This is a genomic window from Streptomyces sp. WAC05374, assembly GCF_004353505.1.
In the GTDB taxonomy this organism is placed as follows: domain Bacteria; phylum Actinomycetota; class Actinomycetes; order Streptomycetales; family Streptomycetaceae; genus Streptomyces.
Genome location: NZ_SMNQ01000003.1, coordinates 194162 through 218959 on the forward strand (window position 1 = coordinate 194162; position 24798 = coordinate 218959).

Sequence of the window (24798 nt, forward strand, 5' to 3'; positions counted from 1 at the left end):
ACAAGCACCGCTAGCGTGCGGGCCATGAGCGCATCACTCGCCCACCCGCGTTTCGCCGAGGCCCTGCGCGCACTCGGCCTGCACGACGTCGAGGTCCGCCGGTTCCCCGACGCCACCCGCACCGCCGCCCAGGCCGCCGCCGCGATCGGCTGCGACCCGTCCGAGATCGTCAAGTCGCTGGTCTTCGCGGCCGACGGGGTGCCGGTCCTGGTCCTCATGGACGGCTCGTCGCGGGTGGACGTCGAGCGGGTACGGCGGGAGCTGGGCGCGGGCGCGGTGACGCGGGCGGACGCGGACCTGGTCCGCCGCACCACGGGGTACGCGATCGGCGGCGTACCGCCGTTCGGCCATGCGACGGCGACCCGGGTGCTGGCCGACCGGGGCCTGCTCGACCACGAGGTGGTGTGGGCGGCCGCGGGGACGCCGCACACGGTCTTCCCGCTCGACCCCGAGACGCTGATCGCCCACGCGGGCGGCACCCTGGCCGACGTGCGCGAGCGGACGGCGTGACGCCGCTGGTCGCCGCCGCGGTGCTGCTGGCCGCGGTGACGCACGCCGGCTGGAACGCGATCGCCCACCACATCAAGGACCAGTTGCTGTCCTTCACGCTCATATCCGGCGGCGGTGCGCTGATCGGCGCGGTGGCGGCCTGCTTCGTCCCGCTGCCGGCGGCGGCCGCCTGGCCGTACCTGCTGCTGTCGGCCGCCCTGCACCTCGGCTACATGGCTCTGCTGATGCGGTCGTTCAGTCTTGGCGACTTCGGCCAGACGTACCCGATCGCGCGGGGCACGGCCCCGCTGGCCGTCACCGTCCTCGCGGCCGTCTTCGTCCACGAGCTGCCCGACGGCCGGCAGCTCACCGGTGTCGCGGTCGCCAGCGCGGGACTGATGGGCCTCGCCCTGTGGGGCATCCGGGGCTCCAGGAGCCGTACGCACGGGCCGGCCATCGTGGCCGCCCTCGCCACGGGCCTGGCGATCGCCGCCTACACGGTCGTCGACGGCGTCGGGGTCCGCGCCTCGGGCACCCCGCTCGGCTACATCGCGTGGCTGATGCTGCTCCAGGGCCTCGCGATACCGGCGTACACCTTCCACCGCCGCCGCACCGCGCTCGCCGCCCAGCTCCGCCCGTACGCGGCCCGCGGCCTGCTCGGCGCGGCGCTCTCCATCTCGGCCTACGCGCTGGTCCTCTGGGCCCAGACCCGCGCGCCCCTCGCGCCGATCGCCGCCCTGCGCGAGTCGTCCGTCATCGTCGGCGCCGCCATCGGCGCCCTGTTCTTCAAGGAACGCTTCGGCGCCCCGCGCATCGCGGCGGCGGGCGTGATGGTCGTGGGCATCGGACTGATGCTGCACGTGGGGTGAGCCTCCCCGGACCGGGCCGGAGCCACTAGGGTCCGGGTACGAGGCGACGAAGGGGGGCCGTGATGGCCAAGGTGGACATCAGTCTGGACGCCGAACTGGTGGTGGAGGTGATGGTGCTGGCCGGGGTCGGGTCGCCGCAGGACGCCGTGGAGTTGGTCGTACGGGACTACATCGCGCGCGGCCACCGCACCGAGGCCCGTACCGAGCTGACGGACCGGGCGCTGCGGGAGGCCGACGTACGGCCGCAGGAGCCGCGGGGCTGACGGGGGTCGGGCGCGCACGGAGCGGCTGGGTATTCTGCGGTGCCCCCAGAAGCGGGGGCACCCATTCCATATCCAGCGGAGGGCCCATGGCCATCAAGAAGGCGACCATTCAGCAGCAGGTGGCGGAGGCCCTCGCCCAGGCCAATCCGGCCGACCGGCCGATCGTGACCATCCAGGCCGTCGCCGGACCCAGCGTGTGGCTGATGAGCATGCTGGGGCTGATCGGGCAGGCGTTCCTGACGTACTACTTCATCACCCTCACCGAGCAGAGCGTCGTCATCCACAAGGCGAGCCGGATGAGCAACCGCCCCCAGGAGATCGTGTACGCCCTGCCGCCCGCCCAGGTGGGCGCCATGATCGGCGACGTGCGGCGCAACACCATATGGAGCGCGTTCCACGTGCTGCTGCCCGGGCAGCCGAAGCCGACCCGGATGAACGTGCACCGCATCTGGCGCGGCGAGATGGACCACCTGCTCGGCCTGCTCACCGGCGCGCAGACGCCCGCGCACTGACCGGCCCGACCCGTTGGCGGACGCCTACGCGACGGCCGACCTGACCGCCCGGACCAGTGCCTGGGCGCGGGGGTCGGCCGTGACGCCCTTGCGCATGCCGTTGGTGACGTAGCCGAGCGCGATGCCCGACTCGGGGTCGGCGAAGCCGAGCGAGCCGCCGCGGCCCGGGTGGCCGAAGGAGCCGGGGGCGAGCAGCGGCGACGCCGGGCCGTGCAGCATGTAGCCGAGGCCGAAGCGGGTGGAGACCACCAGCACCCGGTCGGGGCCGGCGGACTCCTCGGTGCGGGCCATGGCGAGGGTCGCCGGGGCGAACAGGCGGTGGCCGTCCACGGGACCGAGCGTCGCCGCGTAGAAGCGGGCCAGGGCGCGGGCGGTGGAGACGCCCGCGGACGCGGGGAGTTCGGCGGCGCGGTACGCCGGGTCGTTCTCGTCCGGCGTGGGGTCGATGGCGCCGAAGGCGCGGCGGGTGAGCGAGGCGGGGTCGGCGTAGGCGTCGGCGACCGAGCGCTTGGGGCGGAGTTTGAGCGCGCCGCCGGCCGCGGGCTCCTCGACGGGTCCGACGCGGCCCACCCGGTGCGCCTCGTCCGCCGGGAGGCCGATCCACAGGTCCAGGCCGAGCGGGCGGGCGATCTCCTCGGCGACCCAGCGGCCCAGGGTGCGGCCGGTGACCCGCTGGACGAGGCCGCTGAGCAGGAAGCCGTACGTGTGCGGGTGGTAGCCGTGGTCGGTTCCCGGCTCCCAGGCGGGGGCCTGGGCGGCGACGGCGTCCGACGCCACGGCGAGGTCGGTGGCCTCGGCCAGGGTCAGCGGCCGGTCGAGGACGGGGACGCCCGCCTGGTGCGACAGCAGGTGGCGCACCAGCGCCCGCTCCTTGCCCGCCGCCTTGAACTCGGGCCAGTACGTGCCGACCGGCGCGTCCAGGTCGAGCTGCCCGCGCTGGTGCAGCAGCAGGGGTACGGCGGCGGCGACGCCCTTGGTGGCCGAGCGGACGACCTGGGCGGTGTCCACGGCCCACGGTGCCGTGCCGTCGGCGTCCCTGACGCCCGCCCACAGGTCGACGACCTTGCGGCCGTCCCGGTAGACGGCGACGGCCGCGCCCCGCTCGCCGCGCTGCTGGAAGTTGCGCAGGAACGCGTCCCTGACCGGCTCGAAGCCCGCCTGCACCGTGCCCTGGATGTCCTGGACGTCCACGCCCCCACGCTCCTCTCCCGCGATCGTTCACCCCATGGTGCAACGCGCTAGTGGGGCGCCGGCTTCCGGGTCGGCCTTGCGGTCGGGTCGAAGCCGAAGGGCAGCTCCAGGCGGTGCCGGCGCATCAGCTCCTCGTCGGCGAGCAGGTCGCCGGTGGGGCCGTCCGCCGCGATCACGCCCTCGCTGAGCACCACCGAGCGGGGGCACAGTTCGAGGGCGTAGGGAAGGTCGTGGGTGACCATCAGGACGGTGACGTCCAACGAGCGGAGGATGTCGGCGAGTTCGCGGCGGGAGGCGGGGTCGAGGTTGGACGACGGCTCGTCGAGGACGAGGATCTCGGGCTCCATCGCGAGGACGGTCGCCACGGCGACGCGCCGCCGCTGGCCGAAGGACAGGTGGTGCGGGGGGCGGTCGGCGTACTCCGCCATGCCGACCCGGGTCAGGGCCTTCACCACGACCGCCTCCAGTTCGGGGCCGCGCAGCCCGGCGGCCGCCGGGCCGAAGGCGACGTCCTCGCGGACGGTGGGCATGAAGAGCTGGTCGTCCGGGTCCTGGAAGACGATGCCGACCTTGCGGCGGATGCGGGCGAGGTTGGCCTTCTCGACGGGCAGCCCGGCGACGGTCACCGTCCCGACGCCCCCGCTCAGGATGCCGTTGAGGTGGAGCACCAGGGTGGTCTTGCCGGCGCCGTTGGGGCCGAGCAGGGCGACCCGCTCGCCGCGCTCGACGGTCAGGTCGACGCCGAACAGCGCCTGGTGGCCGTCGGGGTAGGCGTACGCGAGGCCGCGGACGTCGAGCGACGGCACGAAACTGAGACTCATAGCGTCCATCCCAGCAGACAGATGACGAGGGCGGTGAGGGGGAGGGCGGCGGCCGCGTACCACTGCCCGGGGCGGGCGGTGACCTCGTCGATCACCGGCATGGTGCCCGTGTAGCCGCGGCTGACCATCGCCAGGTGGACGCGCTCGCCGCGCTCGTAGGAGCGGATGAACAGCGCACCCGCCGACTTCGCGAGGACGCCCCAGTGCCGTACGCCCTTCGCCTCGAAGCCGCGTGAGCGCCGGGCGACGGACATGCGCCGCATCTCGTCGGTGATGACGTCGCCGTACCGGATCATGAAGGAGGCGATCTGGACGAGGAGGGGCGGCAGCCTCAGCCGTTGCAGGCCCAGCAGCAGGGCGCGCAGCTCGGTGGTGGCGGCGAGCAGTACGGAGGCGGCGACGCCCAGGGTGCCCTTGGCGAGGACGTTCCAGGCGTCCCACAGGCCGGGCTCCGAGACGGAGAGGCCGAGCAGCCGGATCTGCTCGCCGGGCACGACGAACGGCATGAGGAACGCGAACGCGACGAACGGCACCTCGATCACCAGGCGCCGCAGCACGAACCCCGCCGGTACGCGGGCCGCCGCCGCGACCGCCGCCAGTAGCACGGCGTACGCGGCGAAGGCCCAGACCGCCTCGCGGGGCGTGGAGACGACGACCAGGACGAAGCAGAAGACGGCCGCGAGCTTGCAGTGCGGCGGCAGCCGGTGCACGGGCGAGTGGCCGTGCCGGTAGAGCCGGTGGGCGTGTCCGGCGCCCACGTCAGACGGTTTCCCGGGTGCGGTCGTCGCGGCGGCGGCGTACCGCCCGGAACACGCCCGTGCCGACCAGGACGGTCCCGGCGACGCCGATGGTGCCCGCCAGCCCCCCGGACAGGCGGGCGTCCGTGAGGCCGCTGACGCCGTAGTCGGCGAGCGGCGAACCGGCGGCGGCGTGCTCCTCCGCCCCCTTGTCGAAGCCCTGGTCGGCGGCGACCTTCTCCAGGCCGTCGGGGCTGGCGGAGGCGTAGAAGGAGACGAATCCGGCCAGGACGAGGGAGGCGGCCAGGCCGGTGATCCACACCTTCCCGGTGGAGCGGGCGGCCACCGGTTCCACGGGCGCGGGTGCCACGTCGACCAGCTCGCCGCCCACCCGCAGCTTCAGCGGCGCGGTCAGGCCGCGCGCCCCGTACACCAGGTCGGGCCGTACGGCCAGGACGGCGCCGACGGTCGCGGTGGTGATCAGCGCCTCGCCGACGCCGATCAGGGTGTGCACGCCGACCATGGCGGTGAGGACCTTGCCGACGGGTACGTCGGTGGTGCCGCCGACGGCGTAGAGGGCCGTGAAACCGGCCGCCGAGGCGGGCACCGACATCAGCGAGGCGACGAACGTCGCGGCGGTCACCGACCGGCGGGTGCGCGGCAGGACCCGCACCAGGCCGCGGAAGATCCCGTACGCGACGAGCACGGTGACCGTGCCCATCACGGTGATGTTGACGCCGAGCGCGGTGAGGCCGCCGTCCGCGAACAGGACGCCCTGCATCAGCAGGACCACCGCGAGGCACAGCACCCCCGTGTGGGGCCCGACGAGTATCGCGGCCAGCGCACCGCCCAGCAGGTGCCCGCTGGTTCCGGCCGCGACGGGGAAGTTCAGCATCTGCACGGCGAAGATGAAGGCGGCGACCAGCCCGGCGAGCGGCGCGGTCCTCTCCTGGAGCTCCTGGCGGGCCCCGCGCAGGCCGACCGCGACGGCGCCGGCGGCGACGAGACCGGCGGCCGCGGAGACCGGCGCGTTGATGAATCCGTCGGGGACATGCATGCGGGGACCGCTTTCGGACAGGCGGACAGGAACGGGTTCGATGATGGGTCCTCTTGCGAACGACTTGCAAGAGCGTCCACATCACGAAAAGGGGGGCGGGCACACCCCGCGGAATGGTGGGACATTAGAGACAAATGAGGCGAGTGTGAGGAGCCGGCCGATGTACCCCGCTGAGGAAGGCGTCGTAGTCCACACCAAGGCCCTGATCGTGACCGACGGCCCGCTCTCCCGCCCCGTCCCCGTCGCGATCCGCCACGACCCGGCCGATTCCGGGCCCCTCGTGCGGCTGTGCTTCCCGGGCGGCACCGAGTGGAGCTTCCCGCGCTCGCTGCTGGAGAAGGGCCTGCGCGTCCCCGCCCGGGACGGCGACATCGGCGTGTGGCCGTGCGGCCGCGTGCAGACGATCGTGGAGTTCCACGCGCCGGAGGGCGTGGCGGTGGTGCAGTTCGACTCCTCGGCGCTGCTGCGCTTCCTCCGCCGCACGTACACCGCCACCACGGTCACGGGGTGACGGCCGCGCCGGGCGCGCGGGGTGCGCGACCGGCGCGGCCGTGACGTGCGGGCGCCCGGGCCGCCGTCCCCACCGCGGTCCCGGGCGCGCCGGGCCGGTGCCCGGCCCGGCCGGGGCGGCCGCTCCGCTCGGACGGCCGCCCCGGGGTTCGTCTCAGACGCGTACGAGCTCCCGCTCGCCGTCCTCGGGCGCCTCGGCGCCCAGGTCCTTGCGCAGGCCCTCGCCCTCGACGTCCACGTTGGGCAGGGCGCGGTCCAGCCAGCGCGGCAGCCACCAGGCCTTGCGGCCCAGCAGGGCGAGCACCGCCGGGACGATCGCCATGCGGACCACGAAGGCGTCGAAGACGACGGCGACCGCGAGGCCGAAGCCGATCATCTTGACCATCTGCTCGCTGGAGCCGATGAAGCCCGCGAAGACCGCGATCATGATGACGGCGGCGGCCGTGACGACCCGCGCCCCGTGCCGGAAGCCGGTCACGATCGCCTCGCCGGGCCGTTCCCCGTGGACGTACGCCTCACGCATCCGGGTGACGAGGAAGACCTCGTAGTCCATCGCCAGGCCGAAGACGACGCCCACCATGAAGATCGGCATCATGCTCATGATCGGGCCGGTCTGCTCGACGCCGAAGAGCGAGCCCAGCCAGCCCCACTGGAAGACGGCCACGACCGCGCCGAGGGCGGCGACCACCGACAGCAGGAAGCCGAGCGCGGCCTTCAGCGGCACCAGCACCGACCGGAAGACGACCATCAGCAGCAGGAAGGCGAGGCCGACGACGAGCGCCAGGTAGGGCAGCAGCGCGTCGTTCATCTTCTGCGAGAAGTCGATGTTCATCGCGGTGGCGCCGGTGACCAGCACGTCGTCACCGGTGGTGTCCCGGATCGAGTGGACCAGGTTCTCCGTCTCCACGGAGGAGGGCCGGTCCTTCGGCACGACGGTGATGATCGAGGTGTCGCCGGCCTTGTTGGGCGTGGCCGGGGTGACGGCCGCGACCCCGTCGAGGCCCTTGATCTCGGTGACGGTACGGTCCGCGGCGGCCTTGTCGCCGTCGACGACGACCATCAGCGGGCCGTTGGAGCCGGGCCCGAAGCCGTCCGAGAGCAGGTCGTAGGCGCGGCGCTGGGTGGTGGAGGTGGGCTGGGCGCCGTCGTCGGGCAGGCCCATCTCCAGCGACGCGGCCGGTACGGCGACGGCGCCGAGGCCGATGACGCCGACGAGCAGCACGGCGACGGGGCGGCGCAGCACGAAGCGGGCCCAGCGGGTGCCCATGTTGGGCTTGGCGTCCGCGGCCGCCGGCTCCGGGTTCTTGCGGGCCTTGCGGCCGACGACGCGCCCGCCCGCGTAACCGAGCAGCGCGGGGATGAGCGTGAGGGCGATGAGGACGGCGATCAGCACCGTGCCGGCCGCCGCGAAGCCCATCTTGGACAGCATCGGGATGTTGACCACGGCGAGGCCGACCAGGGCGATGACCACGGTGAGCCCGGCGAAGACAACGGCGGAACCGGCCGTGCCGACGGCCCGTCCGGCCGCTTCCTCCCGCTCGCGGCCCTCGGCCAGCTCGGCGCGGTAGCGGGAGACGATGAACAGCGCGTAGTCGATGCCGACCGCGAGGCCGATCATCATCGCCAGGGTGGAGGTGGTGGACCCGAGGTCGAGGGCGGAGGCCAGCGCGGTGATGGTGGAGACGCCGATGCCGACACCGATGATCGCGGTGAGCAGCGGCAGCCCGGCCGCCACCAGGGACCCGAAGGTGATGACGAGGACGATCCCCGCGACGATCACACCGATGATCTCGCCGGCCCCGGTCTCGGGGACGGTCTGGAGCGCGTCGCCGCCGATCTCGACGGTGAGCCCGCCGGCCCGGGCCTCCTGGCCGGTCTCCTTCAGCGCCTCGCGCGTCGCGTCGGTCAGCTCCATGCCGCTGACCTTGTAGGACACCTGTATGTAGGCGGTGGAGCCGTCCCGAGAGACCGCCTGGACGGTGTACGGGTCGGTGACGTTCACGACCTGGTCGGAGCCGCTCCTGAGCTCGCCGACCGCCTTGCCGACCGTGGCCCGGTGGGCCGGGTCGGTCATCTTCTGCCCGTCGGGGGCCTTGAAGACGACGCGGGCGGTGGCGCCGTCGGCACCGGCGGCCGGGAAGCGCTCTTCGAGCAGGTCGAAGGCCTTCTGGGCCTCCGTACCCGGCATCGAGAAGGAACTGGAGGTCGCGGCGGGCGCCGAGGCGGCGCCGAAGCCGGCGAGCGCGAGCAGCGCGATCCATATGAGGGCGACGGCATGGCGGCGCCGGAAGGCTGACCTGCCGAGTCGGTAGAGGAACGTGGCCACGGGGGCGTCTCCCGGTGATGGGTGGACAACAGGACATGGGGAGCCGGCCCGACAGCGTGAGCGGTACGTGTCAGGTGGTGCGGGTGGTGCGTGGGTGCGTCAGACGCCCAGGGCGGGGAGGACCACGGCGTCGACGTAGGCGGTGAGGAAGGACTGGTCGACCGGCCGGTCCTCGACGAGGGGCCGGGCGACGAAGGCGCCGATGAACATGTGCGGGACGAGCTTGAGCGCCGGATTGTCCACGGCGACCTCGCCGCGCCGCACGGCACGGCCCAGCACCTCGTCGAGCCCGGTCATCTCGGGCTCGACGAGCAGGTCGCGCAGCGCCTGGAGCAGGTCGGGGTTGTCGTGGACGGCGTGGACGAGACCCCGCATCAGCGCGGAGTCCTTCTCCATCTGGCAGTCGTCGGAACGCGCCAGCATCTCGTGGAAGTCGCCGCGCAGCGAGCCGGTGTCGATCTCGGCGATGTTGACCGGCTTGTTGTGCCGCAGGGCGTGGGCCACCAGCTCGGGCTTGCTCCCCCACTGGCGGTAGAGGGTGGCCTTGCTGGAGTGGGTGCGGGCGGCGACGGCGTCCATGGTGAGGGCGTCATAGCCGACGTCGCGCAGCAGGTCGAGGACGGCCTCGTACAGCTCCGCCTCGCGCTCCGGGGTGAGCCTTCCGCGTGCCATGTCGTCGACCTCCCATCGAGACGAAACCGTTTCGTACACCCCGAGGGTACGGCAGGGCCTCAACGAAACGAAACGGTTTCGTACGTGGGCTGGGTCACGTGTACGGGTTGCCGGGCCCCCTGAGCGCGGAAAGCATGGCTGTGTGAGCAGCGACGGCGCATACCTCCGCTTCCCCCATCTCCACGACGACCTGCTGTGCTTCGTGGCCGAGGACGACCTGTGGGTCGCGCCCCTGGCCGCGGACGGTGAACCGCCCGGCCGGGCCTGGCGGGTGACGGTCGACCGGACGCGGGTGGGGCACCCCCGCTTCTCGCCGGACGGGCGGCACATCGCGTACACGAACTGGCGCAGCCTGGACCCGGAGATCCACCTCGCGCCGGTCGACGGCGGGCCCGCGCGCCGGCTGACCTACTGGGGGTCGCTCGACACCCGTGTGTGCGGGTGGACCCCCGACGGGGAGGTCCTGGCCGTCGCCTCGCACGGGCAGCCGTTCTCGCACTTCTCGTGGGCGTACAAGGTCCCGGTGGACGGCTCGCCCGGCGGCCGGCTGCCGTGGGGGCCGGTGGCCGACATCGCGGTCGCGGACGTCGGCGGGCGCCACCTCACCCTGCTGCTGACGGGCAAGCCCCCGCACGAGCCGGCCGCGTGGAAGCGGTACCGGGGCGGGGCGACCGGGCGGCTGTGGCTGCACGGGGAACGGCTGCTGGACGGCCTCGAAGGGCACCTGGACTGCCCGATGTTCGTGGACGGCAGGATCGCGTTCCTCTCCGACCACGAGGGCGTCGGCAACCTGTACTCCTGCCTCCCGGACGGCACCGACCTGCGGCGGCACACCGACCACGACGCCTTCTACGCCCGCCACGCCTCCTCCGACGGGCGCCGCGTGGTCTACCAGTGCGGGGGCGACCTGTGGATGGTGGACGCCCTGACCGCCGACTCGGAGCCCCGCCGGCTGGCCGTCCGGCTCGGCGGCCCCCGCGCGGGGCGCCGCACGTACCAGGTGCCCGCGGCCAGCCACGTGGAAGCCGTGTCGGTGGACGAGACGGGCCGGGCCAGCGCCGTCTCCGTACGCGGCAGCCTGTACTGGCTCACCCACCGCGACGGCCCCGCCCGGACCATCGTGGACACCCCGGGCGTCCGGGTGCGGCTGCCCGAGATGCTCGGCAGCAGCGGGCGCATCGCGTACGTCACCGACGCGGCGGGCGAGGAGGCCGTCGAGGTGGCCCACCTGCCCCGGGCGAGCGGCGACCGTGCGCCCGAGCGCCTCGCGGCGGGCGAACTGGGCCACGTGACCGAGATGGTGGCCGACCCGGAGGGCGACCGGCTGGCCATCGCGTCCAACGACGGGCGGCTGCTGCTGCTGGACGTGTCGGAGGAGTCCGCCGGCGAGCTGACCGAGCTGACCCGTTCGATCAACGGCACCGTGCGGGACATGGCGTTCTCGCCCGACGGCGCCTGGCTGACCTGGTCCCACCCGGGCATCGGCCGGTCGCTGCGCCAGATCAAGATCGCCCGGATCGCGGACCGGACGATCGTGGACGTCACCGACGGCCGCTTCGAGGACGAGAGCCCCGTCTTCACCCGGGACGGCCGCTACCTCGCCTTCCTGTCCTGGCGGGGCTTCGACCCGGTGTACGACGTGCACACCGGGGACCTGTCCTTCCCGCTCGGCTGCCGCCCCCACCTGGTGCCGCTCGCCTCCACGACGCCCTCCCCGTTCGCGCTGTCGCCCGAGGGGCGGCCCGCGGCGGGCGGGCTCGACCTCACCGAGGGGGCGGCCGAGGGCGACGGGACGGTGGTCGTCGAGTTCGAGGGGCTGGAGAACCGGGTGACGCCCTTCCCCGTAGCCGCCTCCAAGTACTCGTCCCTGCACCCCGTGAGCGGCGGCGGCCTGGTGTGGCTGCGGTGGCCCATCTCGGGCGCCCTGGGCGAGACGTTCGTCAACCCGGCCGACACCTCCGGGCGGCCCACCCTCGAGCACTTCAACCTCACCAAGGCCCGCAAGACCGAGCTGGTCGAGCACCTGGACTGGTACGCGGTCAGCGGCGACGGCACGCGGCTCGTCGTGGTGGACGAGGGCGACCTGCGGGCCGTCCCGGCGACCGAGCCCGGCGACAGCGACTCCACCGTGTACGTCGACTCGCGCCGCATCCTGCACGAGGTGGACCCCGGCGCGGAGTGGCGCCAGGCGTACGACGAGGCGGGCCGGATCATCCGCGCCTACTTCTGGGACCCGGGCATGAGCGGCATCGACTGGGACGCCGTCCTCGACCAGTACCGCCCGCTGGTCGACCGGGTCGCCTCGCCCGACGAGTTCGCCGACCTCCTGCGGGAGGTGCTCGGCGAGCTGGGCACCTCGCACGCGTACGTCACGCCCGCGCGCCGCAACGAGGGCCCGCCGCACTACCAGCGCGCCCAGGGGCTGCTGGGCGCCAACTTCGTCTGCCGCGACGGGCACTGGACGGTCAAGCGCATCCTCCCGGGCGAGTCCTCCGACTCCAAGGCGCGCTCGCCCCTGGCCGGTACGGGCATCCGCGAGGGCGCGGTCCTCACGCACGTGGACGGCCGGCCGGTGGACCCGGTGGCGGGGCCGTACCCGCTGCTGGCCGGGGCGGGCGGAACGACCGTCGAGCTGACGTTCCGCCCCGACGGGGGCGAGGGGCCCGCGCGGCGCGTCGCGGTCGTCCCGCTGGTCGACGAACGGCCCCTGCGCTACCAGGACTGGGTCGCCAAGCGCCGGGAGGTGGTGCGGGAGCTGAGCGGCGGCATGTGCGGGTACCTGCACATCCCGGACATGGGCGGCTCGGGCTGGGCGCAGTTCAACCGGGACCTGCGCATGGAGATGGCACGGCCCGCCCTGATCGTGGACGTCCGGGGCAACGCGGGCGGGCACATCAGCGAGCTGGTCGTCGAGAAGCTCACCCGCAAGATCCTGGGCTGGGACCTCACGCGGGGCGCCCAGCCCGTCTCGTACGCCTCCAACGCCCCGCGCGGCCCGGTCGTCGCCCTCGCCGACGAGGCCACCGCGTCGGACGGCGACATGATCACGGCCGCCTTCAGGCTCCTGAAGCTCGGCCCCGTGGTCGGCCAGCGCACCTGGGGCGGCGTCGTCGGCATGACCGGACGCCACCGCCTGGGGGACGGCACGGTGATCACGGTGCCGATGAACGCGGCCTGGTTCGACGAGTACGGCTGGTCCGTCGAGAACCACGGCGTGGCCCCGGACATCGAGATCCTGCGCACCCCGCTGGACTGGGCGGAGGGCCGCCACCGGCAGCTCTCGGACGCGGTGGAGGTGGCGCTGGAGCTGCTGTCCGCCCACCCCGCCTCACGTCCCCCGGACTACTCGCAGGTCCCCTCCCTGACCCGCCCCAAGCTCCCCCCGAGGCCCGGCGCCTGACACCCTCTCCCGCCGCCGCGTCCCGGGACCCGGCGGCGGGAGGAGTACACCGTGCCCCGGGGCGGTACGGGGGCCCCCTCCCCCATCAGGGGGACCCGGCCCCCATCGGGGGCACCCGGCACCGCCCCCGGGACGCGCGAGGGCGCACCCGGCGTCCCGGGTGCGCCCTGCTACCTACCGCCGAGGCGTCAGACGTCGAGGTCCTGGCCCGGCCGGCGCGACATCATGTCGTCCTGGACGCCCTGCCGCCGCTCGTCGCGCGGCTGACGGCCCTTCTGCTGGCCCTTCTGCGTACGCTCCTGCGCCTCGCGCTTCGCGTCCTGGGCCCGGCGCTTGGCCTGGTCCTTCATGTCCTGCGCCTTGTCGTTGAACTGGTCTGCGATACCCATCGAGGTTTCTCCTGAAAGGGTGTGGGGGACTCCGGGGTCCGTGATCGGTACCCCGGCCTCGACCAGCCTGGCACGCCCCGACATACCGCGCATTTCGATCAAGCCGTAGCCGATCGGTCACGCTCCGTGCGCGCCTGTTCGTCCGCCGCGCCCCCCGCCCCGACCAGTCCCCTGCGCACGCCCGACAGGCGCGGCTCGAAGCGCCGCATCTCCCGCTGCCCCACCGTCGCGATGATCCCAGGCAGGTAGCCGCGCACCGACTGCATGCCCCGCAGCCACCACTGCGCGTACACGTGCGCGGAGCGCCGCTCGATCCCGGCGACGATCCGGTCGACCGCCGGGCCCAGCGGGTACGTCCGGTTCGACGGCCACGGCAGCCGCTGCCTCAACTCCCGCATCACGTCGTCCTCGTCGGCGCCGCGCACCATGTCGGTGTCGGTCCACGACAGGTACCCGACGCCCACGCGCACGCCCTGGTGGCCGACCTCCGCGCGCAGGCTGTGCGCGAACGCCTCCACTCCCGACTTGGAGGCGCAGTACGCGGTCATCATCGGCGCCGGGGTGATCGCCGCCAGGGACGCGATCTGGAGGAAGTACCCCCGGCTCTCCCTCAGCACGGGCAGGAACGCCCGGCCCGTCACCGCGCCGCCGATCAGGTTGACCTCGATGACCCGCCGCCAGGCGTCCGGGTCGGAGTCCGCGAAGGGACCGCCCGCCGCGACGCCCGCGTTGGCGACGACGATGTCGACCTTGCCGAAGCGTTCCTTGACCTCGCCGGCGACCTGCGCCATGGCCTCGTGGTCGGTGACGTCGACGTGCCACCAGTCGCTCTCGGTGTGCAGCCGCCCGGACACCTCCTTGAGCAGCTCCGGTTCGAGGCCCAGCAGCGCGACCCTGGCGCCCCGCGCGGACAGCTTGCGCGCCAGCAGTTCACCGACGCCCCGCGCCCCGCCCGTGACGACGGCGACCTGTCCCTCCAGGCTCACCTTGCTCATGCCGCTTCCTCCCTCTCCCGCAGGTACGTCGTCACCAGGGCGCGTATCCGGGCCGTCACGGCCTCCGGCGCCTCGACCGGCGTCATGTGCCCGACGCCCGCCAGTTCCTCCAGCCCCGCGCAGGCGGGCAGGGCGGCGGCCAGCGCCCGGGCGTGGACGGGCGGGGTGAGCCGGTCGGCCGTCCCGGCCAGCACCGCCGTGGGCACCGTCAGCTCCCGTACGCCCGCCTCCAGGTCCAGCTCGGCGAGCACGTGCGACCACGCCACCCGCACCCGGCGCGGGCAGGCGTGCACGATCCGGGCGCACTCCGCCACCCGTTCGGGCGCCGAACCGGGGCCCATCGTGGCGTACTTGAGCACGGCCTTCGAGGCGGCGGTGACCGGTCCGAGGGGCGCCCTGGCGCCCAGCACGGCACGGGTCAGCCGGGTCCGCAGCCGTCCGGCCCGCAGCGGCAGCACCAGTGATTCGGCGACCAGCCGCGAGGGGCCCGTGCTGCACAGCAGGACCGCCGCCGCGTGCGCGCGCAGCCGGGGCCGCCCGGCCGCCGCCATCAGCGTCATGCCGCCCATGGAGTGGCCCACGAGCACGGCCTTCTCGCCCGGCGCCAGCGTGGCGGCGAGCACGGCCTCCAGGTCGTCGGCGAGGGCACCGGTCGAGTACCCGCCCGGTCCCGCCGCAGGCGAACGGCCGTGGCCGCGCTGGTCGTAGACCACCACCCGGTGGTCCACGGACAGGTCCCGCACCTGGGCGGCCCAGAACTGCGTCGAGCAGGTCCAGCCGTGGGCCAGGACCACCGCGGGCGCGCCCTCGGGCCCGTACACCTCGGCGTGCAGCGCCGATCCGTCGGCGGAGACGACCCTCATCGGACGGCCTCCGCCCTGCGGGCGCGGACGACCTCGTACTCGGAGAGGTCCACCGCCCTGGTCGCGCGCCGGAACTCGGACGTGGTGCCCGGCCAGAGCGTGGTGTTGCGCCCGTTGGCGTCGAGGTACCAACTGTCGCAGCCGCCTGCCTTCCACACCGTGCGCTCCATCCGGGCCTGGACGCGCCGGTTCCACGCGGCGACAGCCGAGGGCCGGGCGGCGAGCGCGGCACGCTCGCCGAGCAGGCCGAGCTGGCGCATGTAGTCGGCCAGGTAGTTGAGCTGGGACTCGATCATGAGGATCATGGAGGAGTTCCCCAGGCCGGTGTTCGGCCCGATGATGGTCATCCAGTTGGGGAACCCGGCGGCGGTCGCGCCGCGCAGCGACTCCATGCCGTCCTTCCACGCCTCGGCGAGCGTGATCCCGTCGGCGCCGACCACCCGCTCGGCGATCGGCATGTCGGTGACGTGGAACCCGGTGCCGAAGATGATCGCGTCGACCTCGGCCTCGGTCCCGTCGGCGGCGACGGCGGTGGAGCCGCGCACCTCGGTGAGCCCCGAGGCGACGACGTCCACGTTGGGCCGCGCCAGCGCCGGGTAGTACTCGCTGGACAGCAGGATGCGCTTGCAGCCGATGCGGTACGAGGGGGTCAGCTTGGCCCGCAGCGCCGGGTCCTTGATGGCCCGGGCCATGTTGGCCTTGGCGATCGACTCGACCAGCCGCAGTTCGTTCGGCCGCTTGGTGAACGCGCTGACCTGCAACTCCCGGATGCCCCAGAGCAGTCCGCGCCGCGCGGTCCCGGTGAACGGCAACTGCCGGTGCAGCCACCGCTCGGCGCCGCTGATGGCGCGGTCCATCCGGGGCATGACCCACGGCGGGGTGCGCTGGAAGAGCGTCACCTTCCCGGCCTTCGGCTGGATCGCCGGCACGATCTGGATGGCCGAGGCACCGGTACCGATCATCGCGACGCGCTTGCCGGTCAGGTCGTAGTCGTGGTCCCAGCGGGCGGAGTGGAAGACCTTGCCGCCCGCCTCCTCGAAGGCGGCGAGCCCCGGGATGTCCGGGATCCTGGGGTCGGACAGGGGGCCGGTCGCCGAGACGACGACGTCGGCGGTGAGCGTCCCGCGCGAGGTCTCGATCTCCCACCGCAGCTCGTCGTTGTCCCAGCGCATCATCAGCACCTCGTGGCTGAGCCGGAGGTGCGGGCGCAGCCGGAAGGTGTCGGTGACGTGCTCCAGGTACGCGCGGATGTGCCGCTGCCCGGAGAAGGTGCGCGGCCAGTCGGGGTTGGGCGCGAACGAGAACGAGTACAGGTGGGACGGTACGTCGCAGGCGCAGCCGGGGTAGCTGTTGTCGCGCCAGGTGCCACCGACGGAGTCGGCCCGCTCCAGGACGACGAAATCGGTGATCCCTTCGCGGCGCAGCCGGACGGCGGCGCCGAGGCCGCCGAATCCGGATCCGATCACCGCCACTCGTACGTGCTCGTGCTGGCTCATGCCGCCTCCGCATCGGAAATCCGAGATCCGCAAAACCCTGCCAGCAATCACTGGCACGGTAGTGGGGAGAGTAGAGCAGGTCCTTACCGAGCGGTAGGGGTCGGGCCGCAGAAGTTACCGGCGGTACGACATAGGGTTGCCGATGTGACGAACCAGCGGACGGACGGGCGCAGGGGCGGCCCGAGGAGCGGACGGGTGGACGAGCCGGCGGGCGCGGGGCCGGAGCCCTCGCGCGAGTACCGCATGGAGGAGCTGGCCGAGGCGGCCGGCATCACGGCGCGCACGCTGCGGTTCTACCGCGAGCGCGGGCTGATCCCGCCGCCCCGCCGCGAGGGCCGCATCGCCTGGTACGGACCGCACCACCTGTCCCGGCTGCGGACCATCGCCGCCCTGCTGGAGCGCGGCCACACCCTCAACGGCATCGCCGACCTGGCCGCCGCCTTCGAGAGCGGCCGGGACGTCGGCGAGGTGCTCGGGCTGGGCGAGCCGACCGAGGAGGAGCCGGTCCGGCTCACCCCCGAGGAGCTGGCCGACCACTTCGGCGACCAGGTCACCCCCGAGAACCTCGCCGCCGCCCTGGACCTGGGCTACCTGGCCACGGACGGGCAGGAGATCGTGCACGTCAGCCGCCGGCTGCTCGACGTCTCGGCCGCGCTGGTCGAGGAGGGCGTCCCGCTCGCGGCCGTCCTCGCCGCGGCCGGCCGGGTCCGCGAGCACGCGGACGCCCTGGCCCGCCTCTTCACCGACCTGCTGCACGACCACGCGGGCGGCGAGGCCGACCTCGTACGGCTGCGGCCGCTCGCCAAGAGCGTGGTGGAGGCGGAGGTCTCGATGGCCCTCGACCGCCGCCTGCGCGCTCTCAACTCCTAGGCCGTGCCCGCGAAGTCCCGTCTGGCGACGCCTGGCACGGGCGCCACCCAACGCCCACCGGGCAGGGGCACACGGGGTATGGCCCTCACGGCAGCCACCAGCGCGCCTTGTAGATCCCGCCATGGGCCAGGCGGTACGTCCCGGCCGGCCGGTGCACCGCGACCGTGCGCGTCCACCACGTCTCCGCCAGGCCCCGCTCCGGCACGGTCGACACCACCTGGCCGGTCACCGGGTCGTCGCCCACCGCCTTGACCCGCGCCCGGCTGATCACCGCCGCGTCCGGGAAGCCCCGCACGAACGCCCCGGTGCTCTTCACGTACTGGTACACGGCCGAGCCGCTGCTCACCCACAGCCGGTCGGGGTCGCCCGCCACCTGCCCCAGGTCGTGCCCGTGCGGGGTCGGCAGCCGCGCCTCGAACACCGCGTCCAGGGCGGGCGCACCCGCCGTGCCGCCCGCCCGCAGCGCCACCAGCCGGTCCCCGCCCAGCGCCCACAGCACCCGCCGCCCCGGGTCCCACTGGAGCCCGTGCGCGTCCTTGAGCGGATAGGTCGCGTACGGCACGTCCGCCCGCCCGCGCGGGGCCGCGTAGAGCCGTACGAGACCGCCGGTGCTGCCCGCGACGGCCACCCTGCCGTCCGGCAGCAGCTCGATGCTGTGCGGGTTGTCCCGGATGGTGCCGGGCGAGAGCGCGGCGCCCCAGTACCGCCCGCCCGACGGGTACGCGACCACCGCCGCGAAGCCGTGGGAGGCGACGGTCAGCACATACGTCCGCCCGCGCCAGGTGCGCACCTTGGCCTCGCTCGGGTGCACCCAGCTCACGCCGGGGTCCAGGTCCGCGTACCGGGCGTCCCCGACCGGCGAGAACGCCCACTTCACGGCGTCCGGATCAGTGCCCGGGTCCCAGTCGCGCCGCCCGCCGTCGAGGAGCAGGACGCGTCTGGAGGCCTGATCGGTGAGAAGGACGTCGGGCGTCCCGGCGGGGATCTCGTAAGCGGGAACCGGGACGGTGGCCGACGTCGGTACGGTGGCGGCGAACAGCAGTCCGAACGTGACCGCCGCGACCAGAGCGGACCTCAGCGGCGTACGAACGGCGGTGATGCGCACACCGCCTTACCCTGCCAGAAGGGATTCCCCGAACCGGGCCCCGCCACACAAGTGGTGACACTCCCTCACTTCCGGATCACCCTCCGCCGCTTTCCCGCGCGCCGGGCCTACAGGTCGTACGCCGCCGTCACCGGGGCGTGGTCGCTCCACCGCTCGCCGTGCGTCGCCGCCCGCTCCACCCACGCCTTGACCGCGCGGGCCGCGAGGCCCGGCGTGGCGACCTGGAGGTCGATGCGCCAGCCGGAGTCGTTGTCGAAGGCGCGGCCGCGGTAGGACCACCACGAGTACGGCCCCTCCTGGTCCGGGTGCAGGGCGCGGACGACGTCCACGTACGCCGCGTCCTCGAAGACGCGGGTGAGCCACTCCCGCTCCTCGGGGAGGAAGCCGGAGTTCTTCCGGTTGGCCTTCCAGTTCTTCAGGTCGGCCTCGCGGTGGGCGATGTTCCAGTCGCCGCAGACGACGACCTCGCGGCCGTCGGCGGCCGCGCGCTCCCTGAGCTCCTTCAGGTACGGCAGGAACTCGCCCATGAAGCGGATCTTCTCGTCCTGCCGCTCGGTGCCGACCTCGCCGGAGGGCAGGTAGAGGCTGGCGACCGTGACGCCCGGCAGGTCGGCCTCCACGTACCGCCCGCTGCCGTCGAACTCGCTGGACCCGAAGCCGATCCGCACGGCGTCGGGCTCCCGCCGCGTGTAGAGGGCGACGCCCGCGCGGCCCTTGGCGGCGGCCGGGGCGTGGACGGTGTGCCAGCCCTCGGGCGCGCGGACCGCCTCGGGGAGCTGGGACTCCTCGGCCCGCACCTCCTGGAGGCACACGACATCGGCCTCGGTGGCGGCCAGCCACTCCACGAACCCCTTCTTGGCGGCGGCGCGCAGACCGTTTACGTTCACGGACGTCACAATGAGCATCCCGGCACCCTACCGACAACGCCCGGAAGATCACCTCGCATGAATGTACGATACTCCGCATGATTATCCGCCCGACGCCGTTCGACCACCCGGACGCCCGCAAGCTCAACGACATGGTGCAGCTCGAGTACGTCGAGCGGTACGGCGACGGGGGCGACCTCACCCCGCTCGACCCGGTGATGTTCCGCCCGCCGTCCGGCCTGTACCTCCTCGCGTACGACCCGCACGAGCGGCCCGTCGCCACGGGCGGCTGGCGCACCCAGGACCGCAACGACGAGGGGTACTCCGACGGCGACGCCGAGCTCAAGCGGATGTACGTGATCCCCGAGGCACGGGGCCTGGGCCTGGCCCGGCGCATCCTCGCCGCCCTGGAGGACGACGCCCGGGCCGCCGGGCGCACCCGCATGGTGCTGGAGACGGGCGACGCACAGCCGGAGGCCATCGCGCTCTACACCTCCAGCGGGTACGAGCCGTGCGCCAAGTTCGGCTACTACCGCGAGTACGACAGCAGCCGCTGCTTCGCCAAGCCGCTGGCCTGAGGGGCCCGCGCGGCCGCCGGCCCGGGCAACCACGCGCGACCGCCGTCCTCGAGGGCCGCGCGGAGCCGCCGGCCCGAAGCACTTCGTGACGCGCCCCTGACAAATTGTGGCCGTCCGTGGCACCCTGCCTCACGCACGTCGATCCGCACCGCTCTTCGTTCCCCCACCCTGCCCGGCCGCGCCGACCGCGCCCCGGGCACGGCAGAAGGAGACATGCGTGAGAGGCCATCGCACCGCCATGGGCGTCCTGCTGACCGTCGGAGCCCTGCTCACCGGCGCCCTGTCGACCACCACCGCCACCGCGGCCCCGTCGTCACCCGCCCCGTCGCCCGCCCCGGCCGCACGGGCCGTTTCCGCCGACGAACAGCGGTCGGCCCGGACGTTCTGGACCGCCGAGCGCATGCGCGGCGCCACCCCGCTCGACCTGGTGCTCACCCCGCGGGCGCTGAAGAAGCTCAGGGCCCCCGAGCCGGGCGGCACCCCGACGACCGTCGCCCCCACGGCCTTCCCGCAGGCGGGCGGCCCCTGGACCGGCGGCGGCGCGGTCGTAAGGACGTCCGGCCGGGTCTTCTTCACCTTCCAGGGCCGCACGGCCTCCTGCTCCGGCAACGCCGTGACGAGCCAGAACGCCAGCACGGTGATCACCGCCGGGCACTGCGTGAAGTACCAGGGAAGCTGGCACACCAACTGGGTCTTCGTCCCGGCGTACGACAACGGTCAGGCGCCGTACGGCCAGTGGACCGCCACCAGGACGCTGACCACCCCGCAGTGGGAGGCGAGCGAGGACATCAACCAGGACATCGGCGCGGCCGTCGTCGCGCCCCTGAACGGCCGGCGGCTCACGTCCGTCACCGGCGCCCAGGGCCTCCAGTTCAACGGCGGCTACAACAAGCCGATGTACGCCTTCGGCTTCCCGGCCGCGTCCCCCTACGACGGCTCCAAGCTGATCCATTGCAGCGGGAACTCCTCCAAGGACTTCCTCTTCTCCCAGGACCACAGCCTGGGCTGCAACATGACCGGCGGCTCCAGCGGCGGCCCCTGGTTCACCGGCTTCAGCGAGGCGACCGGCACCGGCCTCCAGGTCTCGGTGAACAGCTTCGGGTACACCTTCCTGCCGAACCGCATGTTCGGCCCGTACTTCGGCAACGAGGCCAAGGCCCTGTACGACCGGGCCCAGGTCGCCTGACCTGGCCTTCGCCCACGCCCGGCGGGCCCGCCCGCCGGGCGCTACCCGACTCCGGCCGCGACGCCCGGGAGCCGCACGGCGACCAGGGGCGCGGTGTCCGCCTCGGGTGTGTGCCCGGGCACGGGCGGCGCCGCGTCCGGTCCGGGTGCCGGGTCGTTCACGCTGCGCACGCCGTGTCGGTCACCGGGGGCGGCCCCGTCCGGGGCGCCGTCCCCGCTGCCGCCTTCCGGGCCTCCGCGGTCCTCGGCCGGGCCGGCGGGGCCGGCGGCCGGCGGGCGGGCCGGCGACGCCTGGTGCGCGCCCGTCCCGGACCGTGCCGTCCCGACGTCCCCGGAGGCCCCCGTGTCCGCGGCGGCCCGGCGCGGCGCGGGGGTGCCGACAGCGTTGTCGGTCAGCCAGCGCTGGGACCGCGACCCGTCGCGGACCTTCACCACCACGGTCGTCCCCGGCTGCTCGGCGGCCGGCACCAGGCCCAGCCCCGCGTGCCACCGGGGCACGACGTGGCCCTGGATGCTCAGGTCGTACCGGACGGTCATCGCGGCCTGGGTCGCGCACAGCCGCAGGACGGCCGCCCCCGACGGCTCCTGCGAGTTCGGGCACAGGACCGGGGCCGCGGCGCTGCGCAGCAGCCCGTCCGGCTCGTACCGCCACGTCTGGGTCGGGTGGCCCGAGCACGGCGCGAGGGTGAGCTCGGCGCCCACCCGGGGCAGTCCGTCCCGGATGTCGAGGCACAGCCCGGTGGCGGCGTTGCGCAACCGGGTGGTGAGCCCGGCGCCCCCGCCCGGTCCGGTGCCGTGCCCGGCGGAGGTGGGCGGCTGCGGCGCGGCGGTGGTGGGCCGGGACCCCGGTGCCGGGGCGGCGGCGCCGTCGGGACCGCCCGGGGCCGTCGCGCCGGCGCTGTGCCCGCCGGCCCGGCCGTCGGCGCCGCCGTCATCCCCCCAGAGGCCGGAGAGGGCCGCCACCCCCAGGACGCCCGCCGTGACGAGCCCGAGCCCCGCCAGGAACGCTCCCCCGCCCGGTACGGCCCCGGCGAGGCGCCGCGCGGCTCCCGCCGGCACGGCCCGCGAGTGCCGGCCCGCCCGCCGGGCCTCCCCCGGCGCACCGGTACGGGCCCGGGAGCGGCCCGGCCGTGACTCGACGTACGCCCCGGCGCCCTCCCCGAGCACGCCCTCGGCCAGCAGCAGCGGCAGCCGCCCGTCGGCGTGGCGCAACTGGTCCGCCGCGTACCGGCAGTGCCGGCACTTCGACAAATGCCGCTGAATGTCGGGGATCAGGGCGCCACCGCGCCGCAGGGATATGTCGAGCAACCGGTTGTAGTGGCGGCATTCCGGGTCGGCGGCCAGTTCGGAATGGGCGCGCAGACAACCGGCGCGGAACAGTTCCCGGGCCTCTTCCAGTTGTGCGGTCGCCGTACGCGGGTCGATGGCCAGCAATGCGGCGGGAATGGATATGCCCTCCGCCTCGACCTCCCGGTGCCACAGCAGCACCTGCGCCGGTCCGGGCAGTGCCGCGAACGCGCGGGCGACGAGCTGCCGGTCGGGTCCGGGCCCTGCGGGCCGCCGCAGGCCGGTCAGCAGGGCCGCGAGCCGCGGGTCGCCCGCCCACTCCGCGACGGTGCGGCGCGCCGCCACCAGCAGCCGTGGCCGCACCGCCCCCTCCCCGGCGCCCGCGTCCTGGCGCAGTTCCTCCAGCACACGGGCGAAGGCGGCCGAGACGGCCATCGAGGCGTAGGTGCGCGAGGCGGTGAGCAGCGCCGCGTAGTCGCTGACCGCTCCGCAGTGCCGGGCCATCAGCACGGTGGCGGGATAGGCGTCCGCCGCGCCCCCGCCGCCGGGGGCCGTGCCCAGCATGCCGGCGAGGGCCGCGTCGGCGCCGCCCGAGGTGGGCGCGTAGGGAGGAGGCGGCGGAACGGAGTGATCGGGACGACGGGATGAGGGCATGGGTGTATTTCCATTCAGGGCATTGCGATGGGGGGCTGGAGGGAACGCCGCCTGATTGGTACATACCTGGTCGGTGCCGAATCCCTTTTGAGGTGCCACCGCCGAGAAATTCGAACTGCCGCTCAAATACGCCTTGTTGGGCTCGCGGAGCTGCACAGCCTTCCATAACCCGCCGCCGAGGAACAAGAGTTCCGGCACGCGGTGCCTGCGGGTAATTCGGCACGCCTCCCGCGCTCGGCACGAGCGCGCCCGTCCGGCCTCCCGGGGCCACCCCGGAGGGGGACAACGACAAGATCCCGCCCGATCGGAACGATCGGACGGGATCTTGTGTGTGCGTGGACCTGAGGGGATTTGAACCCCTGACCCCCTCGATGCGAACGAGGTGCGCTACCAGTCTGCGCCACAGGCCCTTGCGACGTGTGAAACATTAGCATCCCGATCGGGGTGCTTGGAAATCCGTTCCTCGCCGGCGGCCGAGAGGCCCCTCACACGGCGCCCTACTCGTTGGCCGCGCGGGGCCGGTCCTCGTCCGCGTACTGGTCGAAGAGCGGTGTCCGGCCGTGGTCGTGGGACCGGCGCGGCGGGTGCGGGCTCGGGTGGGGGTTCTGGCGCGTCGGCGGGGGCGGGGTGGGTTCCGCCGGGGAGGAGCGGGCCGCGCTCCACGTCTCGGGGTCGGTGACGTCGACGCCGCCCGTCGCCCGCGGGGCCACCGGGGCGGTGACGTAGGTGGGCAGCGGCACCGGGACCGGATCCCAGCTATCGCCGCGGGTGGGGCCGTGGTCGCGCTGCTGGTCCACCCACTCGGCGTGGTCCGTCTGTTCGACCAGCGCGCGGCGCCCGGCCTCCTGCGGGGTGAGCGCGGGGGCGGGTTCCGGGTCGGGCTGCGGGTTGCGGGCCTCGGGCACGTCCCCCTGCTCGGGGGCGGTGCGGCCGCGCGGGCGGCTCTCGCGCAGGCGCTGCGCGGCGGCCTCGGCGCGGCGCCGGTCCATCACGTAGACGAAGCGGCGGCGCTCCTGGGCACGCAGGTGCACGATGTACGCGCTCAGCAGCACGGCCGGGACGCCCGGGGCCCACAGGAACGCCAGGCCGCCGACCGCCGCGACGATCGCGCCGAGAGTGAAGGCGAGGAAGAGGATCACGGTGGTCCGCCGGCGCCTGGCGAGGACCTTGGAGCGCCGGGCGCGCTCGGCGGCCGCACCGGCCGGTCGTGGACGCCGGGCGGGGCGCGGCCTCGCGGGCGGCACCTCCGGGACCTCCAGGCGCGCCTCCGTACGGTCCGGGGGCGCGGCGAAGGCCCGGACGTCGACCGAGCTCAGGTGCTCGGTCTCGGCGTCCGGGTCGACGTCGGGCGACGCCGCCTGCTCGGCGGTGCGCTCACGCAGCTCCTTGGCGTACCGGCGCTCCATCCCCGCCCGTCCGGACAGGAGCCGGATGGCGGTGCTGAAGCGTTCCGTCGGACGTGCTTCGTTCAGCTCGTCCTGCCTGCGGAGCCACATCGGCACCAGGTAGGCGGCCCAGGCCCCGACGATGACTGCGTAGATGAGGCCGCTGCTGCTCACGCCTCACACCGTAGAGGGGTTCGCATCCGGCCATCGGCCAATTGGGCCGGTGTGTCGCACGATCTGGCTGATATCACTGAATTTTTTTGTGATTGGTCCGACCG

Annotated in this window: 23 protein-coding genes and 1 tRNA gene; 9 read left to right on the forward strand and 15 right to left on the reverse strand. The window is 73.9% G+C overall.

Annotated elements, in window-relative coordinates:
- Positions 1-24 precede the first annotated feature (24 nt).
- The 4 genes from E2B92_RS08485 to E2B92_RS08500 all read left to right on the forward strand — a co-directional run bounded on the left by E2B92_RS08485 (position 25) and on the right by E2B92_RS08500 (position 2133).
- Positions 25-510 carry a YbaK/EbsC family protein gene (locus E2B92_RS08485; RefSeq protein WP_126886988.1) on the forward strand — a complete coding sequence of 162 codons (486 nt, stop codon included), beginning with the start codon at positions 25-27 and terminating at the stop codon, positions 508-510.
- Positions 507-1358 carry an EamA family transporter gene (locus tag E2B92_RS08490; RefSeq protein WP_126886987.1) on the forward strand — a complete coding sequence of 284 codons (852 nt, stop codon included), beginning with the start codon at positions 507-509 and terminating at the stop codon, positions 1356-1358. Before E2B92_RS08485 ends, E2B92_RS08490 begins: the two co-directional genes overlap by 4 nt.
- 62 nt (positions 1359-1420) lie before the next feature.
- On the forward strand, positions 1421-1621 hold the full coding sequence (locus tag E2B92_RS08495) for a type II toxin-antitoxin system VapB family antitoxin (RefSeq protein ID WP_126886986.1): 201 nt from the start codon (positions 1421-1423) through the stop codon (positions 1619-1621).
- A gap of 86 nt (positions 1622-1707) precedes the next feature.
- The gene (locus tag E2B92_RS08500) at positions 1708-2133 is read left to right on the forward strand and encodes a hypothetical protein (RefSeq protein WP_126886985.1); all 426 of its coding nucleotides are present in this window, start codon (positions 1708-1710) and stop codon (positions 2131-2133) included.
- A gap of 24 nt (positions 2134-2157) precedes the next feature.
- Here E2B92_RS08500 and E2B92_RS08505 read toward each other — a convergent pair whose 3' ends face one another.
- From E2B92_RS08505 to E2B92_RS08520, 4 genes are read right to left on the reverse strand one after another with little or no spacing between them, the layout of a single operon-like run.
- The gene (locus E2B92_RS08505) at positions 2158-3324 is read right to left on the reverse strand and encodes a serine hydrolase domain-containing protein (protein WP_126886984.1); all 1167 of its coding nucleotides are present in this window, start codon (positions 3322-3324) and stop codon (positions 2158-2160) included.
- Between the two features lie 47 nt (positions 3325-3371).
- The gene (locus E2B92_RS08510; protein WP_126886983.1) at positions 3372-4145 is read right to left on the reverse strand and encodes an energy-coupling factor ABC transporter ATP-binding protein; all 774 of its coding nucleotides are present in this window, start codon (positions 4143-4145) and stop codon (positions 3372-3374) included.
- Positions 4142-4903 (reverse strand): cobalt ECF transporter T component CbiQ, encoded by a 762-nt coding sequence (gene cbiQ / locus E2B92_RS08515; protein WP_126886982.1) that lies wholly within the window; start codon positions 4901-4903, stop codon positions 4142-4144. Before cbiQ ends, E2B92_RS08510 begins: the two co-directional genes overlap by 4 nt.
- Before the next feature lies 1 nt (position 4904).
- Complete coding sequence (locus E2B92_RS08520; RefSeq protein ID WP_126886981.1) at positions 4905-5939, reverse strand: energy-coupling factor ABC transporter permease; 1035 nt, start codon at positions 5937-5939, stop codon at positions 4905-4907.
- Positions 5940-6099: 160 nt separating this feature from the next.
- On the opposite strand from E2B92_RS08520, the gene E2B92_RS08525 reads away from it, so the two are divergent.
- The gene (locus E2B92_RS08525) at positions 6100-6450 is read left to right on the forward strand and encodes an SsgA family sporulation/cell division regulator (RefSeq protein ID WP_126886980.1); all 351 of its coding nucleotides are present in this window, start codon (positions 6100-6102) and stop codon (positions 6448-6450) included.
- Between the two features lie 153 nt (positions 6451-6603).
- On the opposite strand, the gene E2B92_RS08530 is transcribed toward E2B92_RS08525, so the two are convergent.
- Together E2B92_RS08530 and E2B92_RS08535 are read right to left on the reverse strand one after the other, a co-directional pair.
- A complete protein-coding gene (locus E2B92_RS08530; RefSeq protein WP_126886979.1) occupies positions 6604-8775 on the reverse strand; it encodes an MMPL family transporter in 2172 nt (723 codons plus the stop codon).
- Between the two features lie 99 nt (positions 8776-8874).
- Complete coding sequence (locus tag E2B92_RS08535; protein WP_126886978.1) at positions 8875-9447, reverse strand: TetR/AcrR family transcriptional regulator; 573 nt, start codon at positions 9445-9447, stop codon at positions 8875-8877.
- Between the two features lie 142 nt (positions 9448-9589).
- Here E2B92_RS08535 and E2B92_RS08540 point away from each other — a divergent pair, with 142 nt between their 5' ends.
- Positions 9590-12847: a S41 family peptidase gene (locus tag E2B92_RS08540; RefSeq protein ID WP_235023735.1), complete on the forward strand. Its 3258-nt coding sequence runs from the start codon at positions 9590-9592 to the stop codon at positions 12845-12847.
- A gap of 188 nt (positions 12848-13035) precedes the next feature.
- Here the strand turns inward: E2B92_RS08540 and E2B92_RS08545 are convergent, their stop codons facing one another.
- From E2B92_RS08545 to E2B92_RS08560, 4 genes are all read right to left on the reverse strand, one after another.
- Positions 13036-13236 carry a hypothetical protein gene (locus tag E2B92_RS08545; protein ID WP_126888531.1) on the reverse strand — a complete coding sequence of 67 codons (201 nt, stop codon included), beginning with the start codon at positions 13234-13236 and terminating at the stop codon, positions 13036-13038.
- 98 nt (positions 13237-13334) lie between these two features.
- A complete protein-coding gene (locus E2B92_RS08550; protein WP_126888532.1) occupies positions 13335-14231 on the reverse strand; it encodes an SDR family oxidoreductase in 897 nt (298 codons plus the stop codon).
- Positions 14228-15094: an alpha/beta fold hydrolase gene (locus tag E2B92_RS08555; RefSeq protein WP_126888533.1), complete on the reverse strand. Its 867-nt coding sequence runs from the start codon at positions 15092-15094 to the stop codon at positions 14228-14230. Before E2B92_RS08555 ends, E2B92_RS08550 begins: the two co-directional genes overlap by 4 nt.
- Positions 15091-16590, reverse strand: a complete 1500-nt coding sequence (locus tag E2B92_RS08560; protein WP_126888534.1) for a flavin-containing monooxygenase — start codon at positions 16588-16590, stop codon at positions 15091-15093. The genes E2B92_RS08555 and E2B92_RS08560 overlap by 4 nt, the downstream gene beginning before the upstream one ends.
- A 243-nt stretch (positions 16591-16833) precedes the next feature.
- Between E2B92_RS08560 and E2B92_RS08565 the strand changes: the two genes are divergently transcribed.
- A complete protein-coding gene (locus E2B92_RS08565; RefSeq protein WP_126888540.1) occupies positions 16834-17460 on the forward strand; it encodes a MerR family transcriptional regulator in 627 nt (208 codons plus the stop codon).
- Positions 17461-17545: 85 nt separating this feature from the next.
- Here E2B92_RS08565 and E2B92_RS08570 read toward each other — a convergent pair whose 3' ends face one another.
- Positions 17546-18565: a DUF6528 family protein gene (locus E2B92_RS08570; RefSeq protein ID WP_126888535.1), complete on the reverse strand. Its 1020-nt coding sequence runs from the start codon at positions 18563-18565 to the stop codon at positions 17546-17548.
- Between the two features lie 107 nt (positions 18566-18672).
- The gene (locus tag E2B92_RS08575) at positions 18673-19470 is read right to left on the reverse strand and encodes an exodeoxyribonuclease III (protein ID WP_126888536.1); all 798 of its coding nucleotides are present in this window, start codon (positions 19468-19470) and stop codon (positions 18673-18675) included.
- A gap of 59 nt (positions 19471-19529) precedes the next feature.
- Here E2B92_RS08575 and E2B92_RS08580 point away from each other — a divergent pair, with 59 nt between their 5' ends.
- A complete protein-coding gene (locus E2B92_RS08580; RefSeq protein ID WP_126888537.1) occupies positions 19530-20009 on the forward strand; it encodes a GNAT family N-acetyltransferase in 480 nt (159 codons plus the stop codon).
- A 217-nt stretch (positions 20010-20226) separates the two neighbouring features.
- A complete protein-coding gene (locus E2B92_RS08585; protein WP_126888538.1) occupies positions 20227-21195 on the forward strand; it encodes a trypsin-like serine peptidase in 969 nt (322 codons plus the stop codon).
- 41 nt (positions 21196-21236) lie between these two features.
- Here the strand turns inward: E2B92_RS08585 and E2B92_RS08590 are convergent, their stop codons facing one another.
- From E2B92_RS08590 to sepX, 3 genes are all read right to left on the reverse strand, one after another.
- Positions 21237-23135, reverse strand: coding sequence for an RICIN domain-containing protein (locus E2B92_RS08590; RefSeq protein WP_126888539.1), 1899 nt, complete (start codon positions 23133-23135; stop codon positions 21237-21239).
- 336 nt (positions 23136-23471) lie between these two features.
- Positions 23472-23545, reverse strand: a tRNA-Ala gene (locus E2B92_RS08595).
- Between the two features lie 87 nt (positions 23546-23632).
- On the reverse strand, positions 23633-24694 hold the full coding sequence (sepX, locus tag E2B92_RS08600; RefSeq protein WP_133087452.1) for a divisome protein SepX/GlpR: 1062 nt from the start codon (positions 24692-24694) through the stop codon (positions 23633-23635).
- Between the last annotated feature and the right edge of the window lie 104 nt (positions 24695-24798).

Coding starts and splice junctions, on each gene's coding strand:
- E2B92_RS08555 (WP_126888533.1), bottom strand. CDS start 15,094: ATGAGGGTCGTCTCCGCCGACGGATCGGCGCTGCACGCCGAGGTGTAC.
- E2B92_RS08495 (WP_126886986.1), top strand. CDS start 1,421: ATGGCCAAGGTGGACATCAGTCTGGACGCCGAACTGGTGGTGGAGGTG.
- E2B92_RS08565 (WP_126888540.1), top strand. CDS start 16,834: ATGGAGGAGCTGGCCGAGGCGGCCGGCATCACGGCGCGCACGCTGCGG.
- E2B92_RS08535 (WP_126886978.1), bottom strand. CDS start 9,447: ATGGCACGCGGAAGGCTCACCCCGGAGCGCGAGGCGGAGCTGTACGAG.
- E2B92_RS08525 (WP_126886980.1), top strand. CDS start 6,100: ATGTACCCCGCTGAGGAAGGCGTCGTAGTCCACACCAAGGCCCTGATC.
- E2B92_RS08575 (WP_126888536.1), bottom strand. CDS start 19,470: ATGCTCATTGTGACGTCCGTGAACGTAAACGGTCTGCGCGCCGCCGCC.
- E2B92_RS08545 (WP_126888531.1), bottom strand. CDS start 13,236: ATGGGTATCGCAGACCAGTTCAACGACAAGGCGCAGGACATGAAGGAC.
- E2B92_RS08590 (WP_126888539.1), bottom strand. CDS start 23,135: ATGCCCTCATCCCGTCGTCCCGATCACTCCGTTCCGCCGCCTCCTCCC.
- E2B92_RS08580 (WP_126888537.1), top strand. CDS start 19,530: ATGATTATCCGCCCGACGCCGTTCGACCACCCGGACGCCCGCAAGCTC.
- E2B92_RS08550 (WP_126888532.1), bottom strand. CDS start 14,231: ATGAGCAAGGTGAGCCTGGAGGGACAGGTCGCCGTCGTCACGGGCGGG.
- E2B92_RS08510 (WP_126886983.1), bottom strand. CDS start 4,145: ATGAGTCTCAGTTTCGTGCCGTCGCTCGACGTCCGCGGCCTCGCGTAC.
- E2B92_RS08520 (WP_126886981.1), bottom strand. CDS start 5,939: ATGCATGTCCCCGACGGATTCATCAACGCGCCGGTCTCCGCGGCCGCC.
- E2B92_RS08560 (WP_126888534.1), bottom strand. CDS start 16,590: ATGAGCCAGCACGAGCACGTACGAGTGGCGGTGATCGGATCCGGATTC.
- E2B92_RS08485 (WP_126886988.1), top strand. CDS start 25: ATGAGCGCATCACTCGCCCACCCGCGTTTCGCCGAGGCCCTGCGCGCA.
- E2B92_RS08500 (WP_126886985.1), top strand. CDS start 1,708: ATGGCCATCAAGAAGGCGACCATTCAGCAGCAGGTGGCGGAGGCCCTC.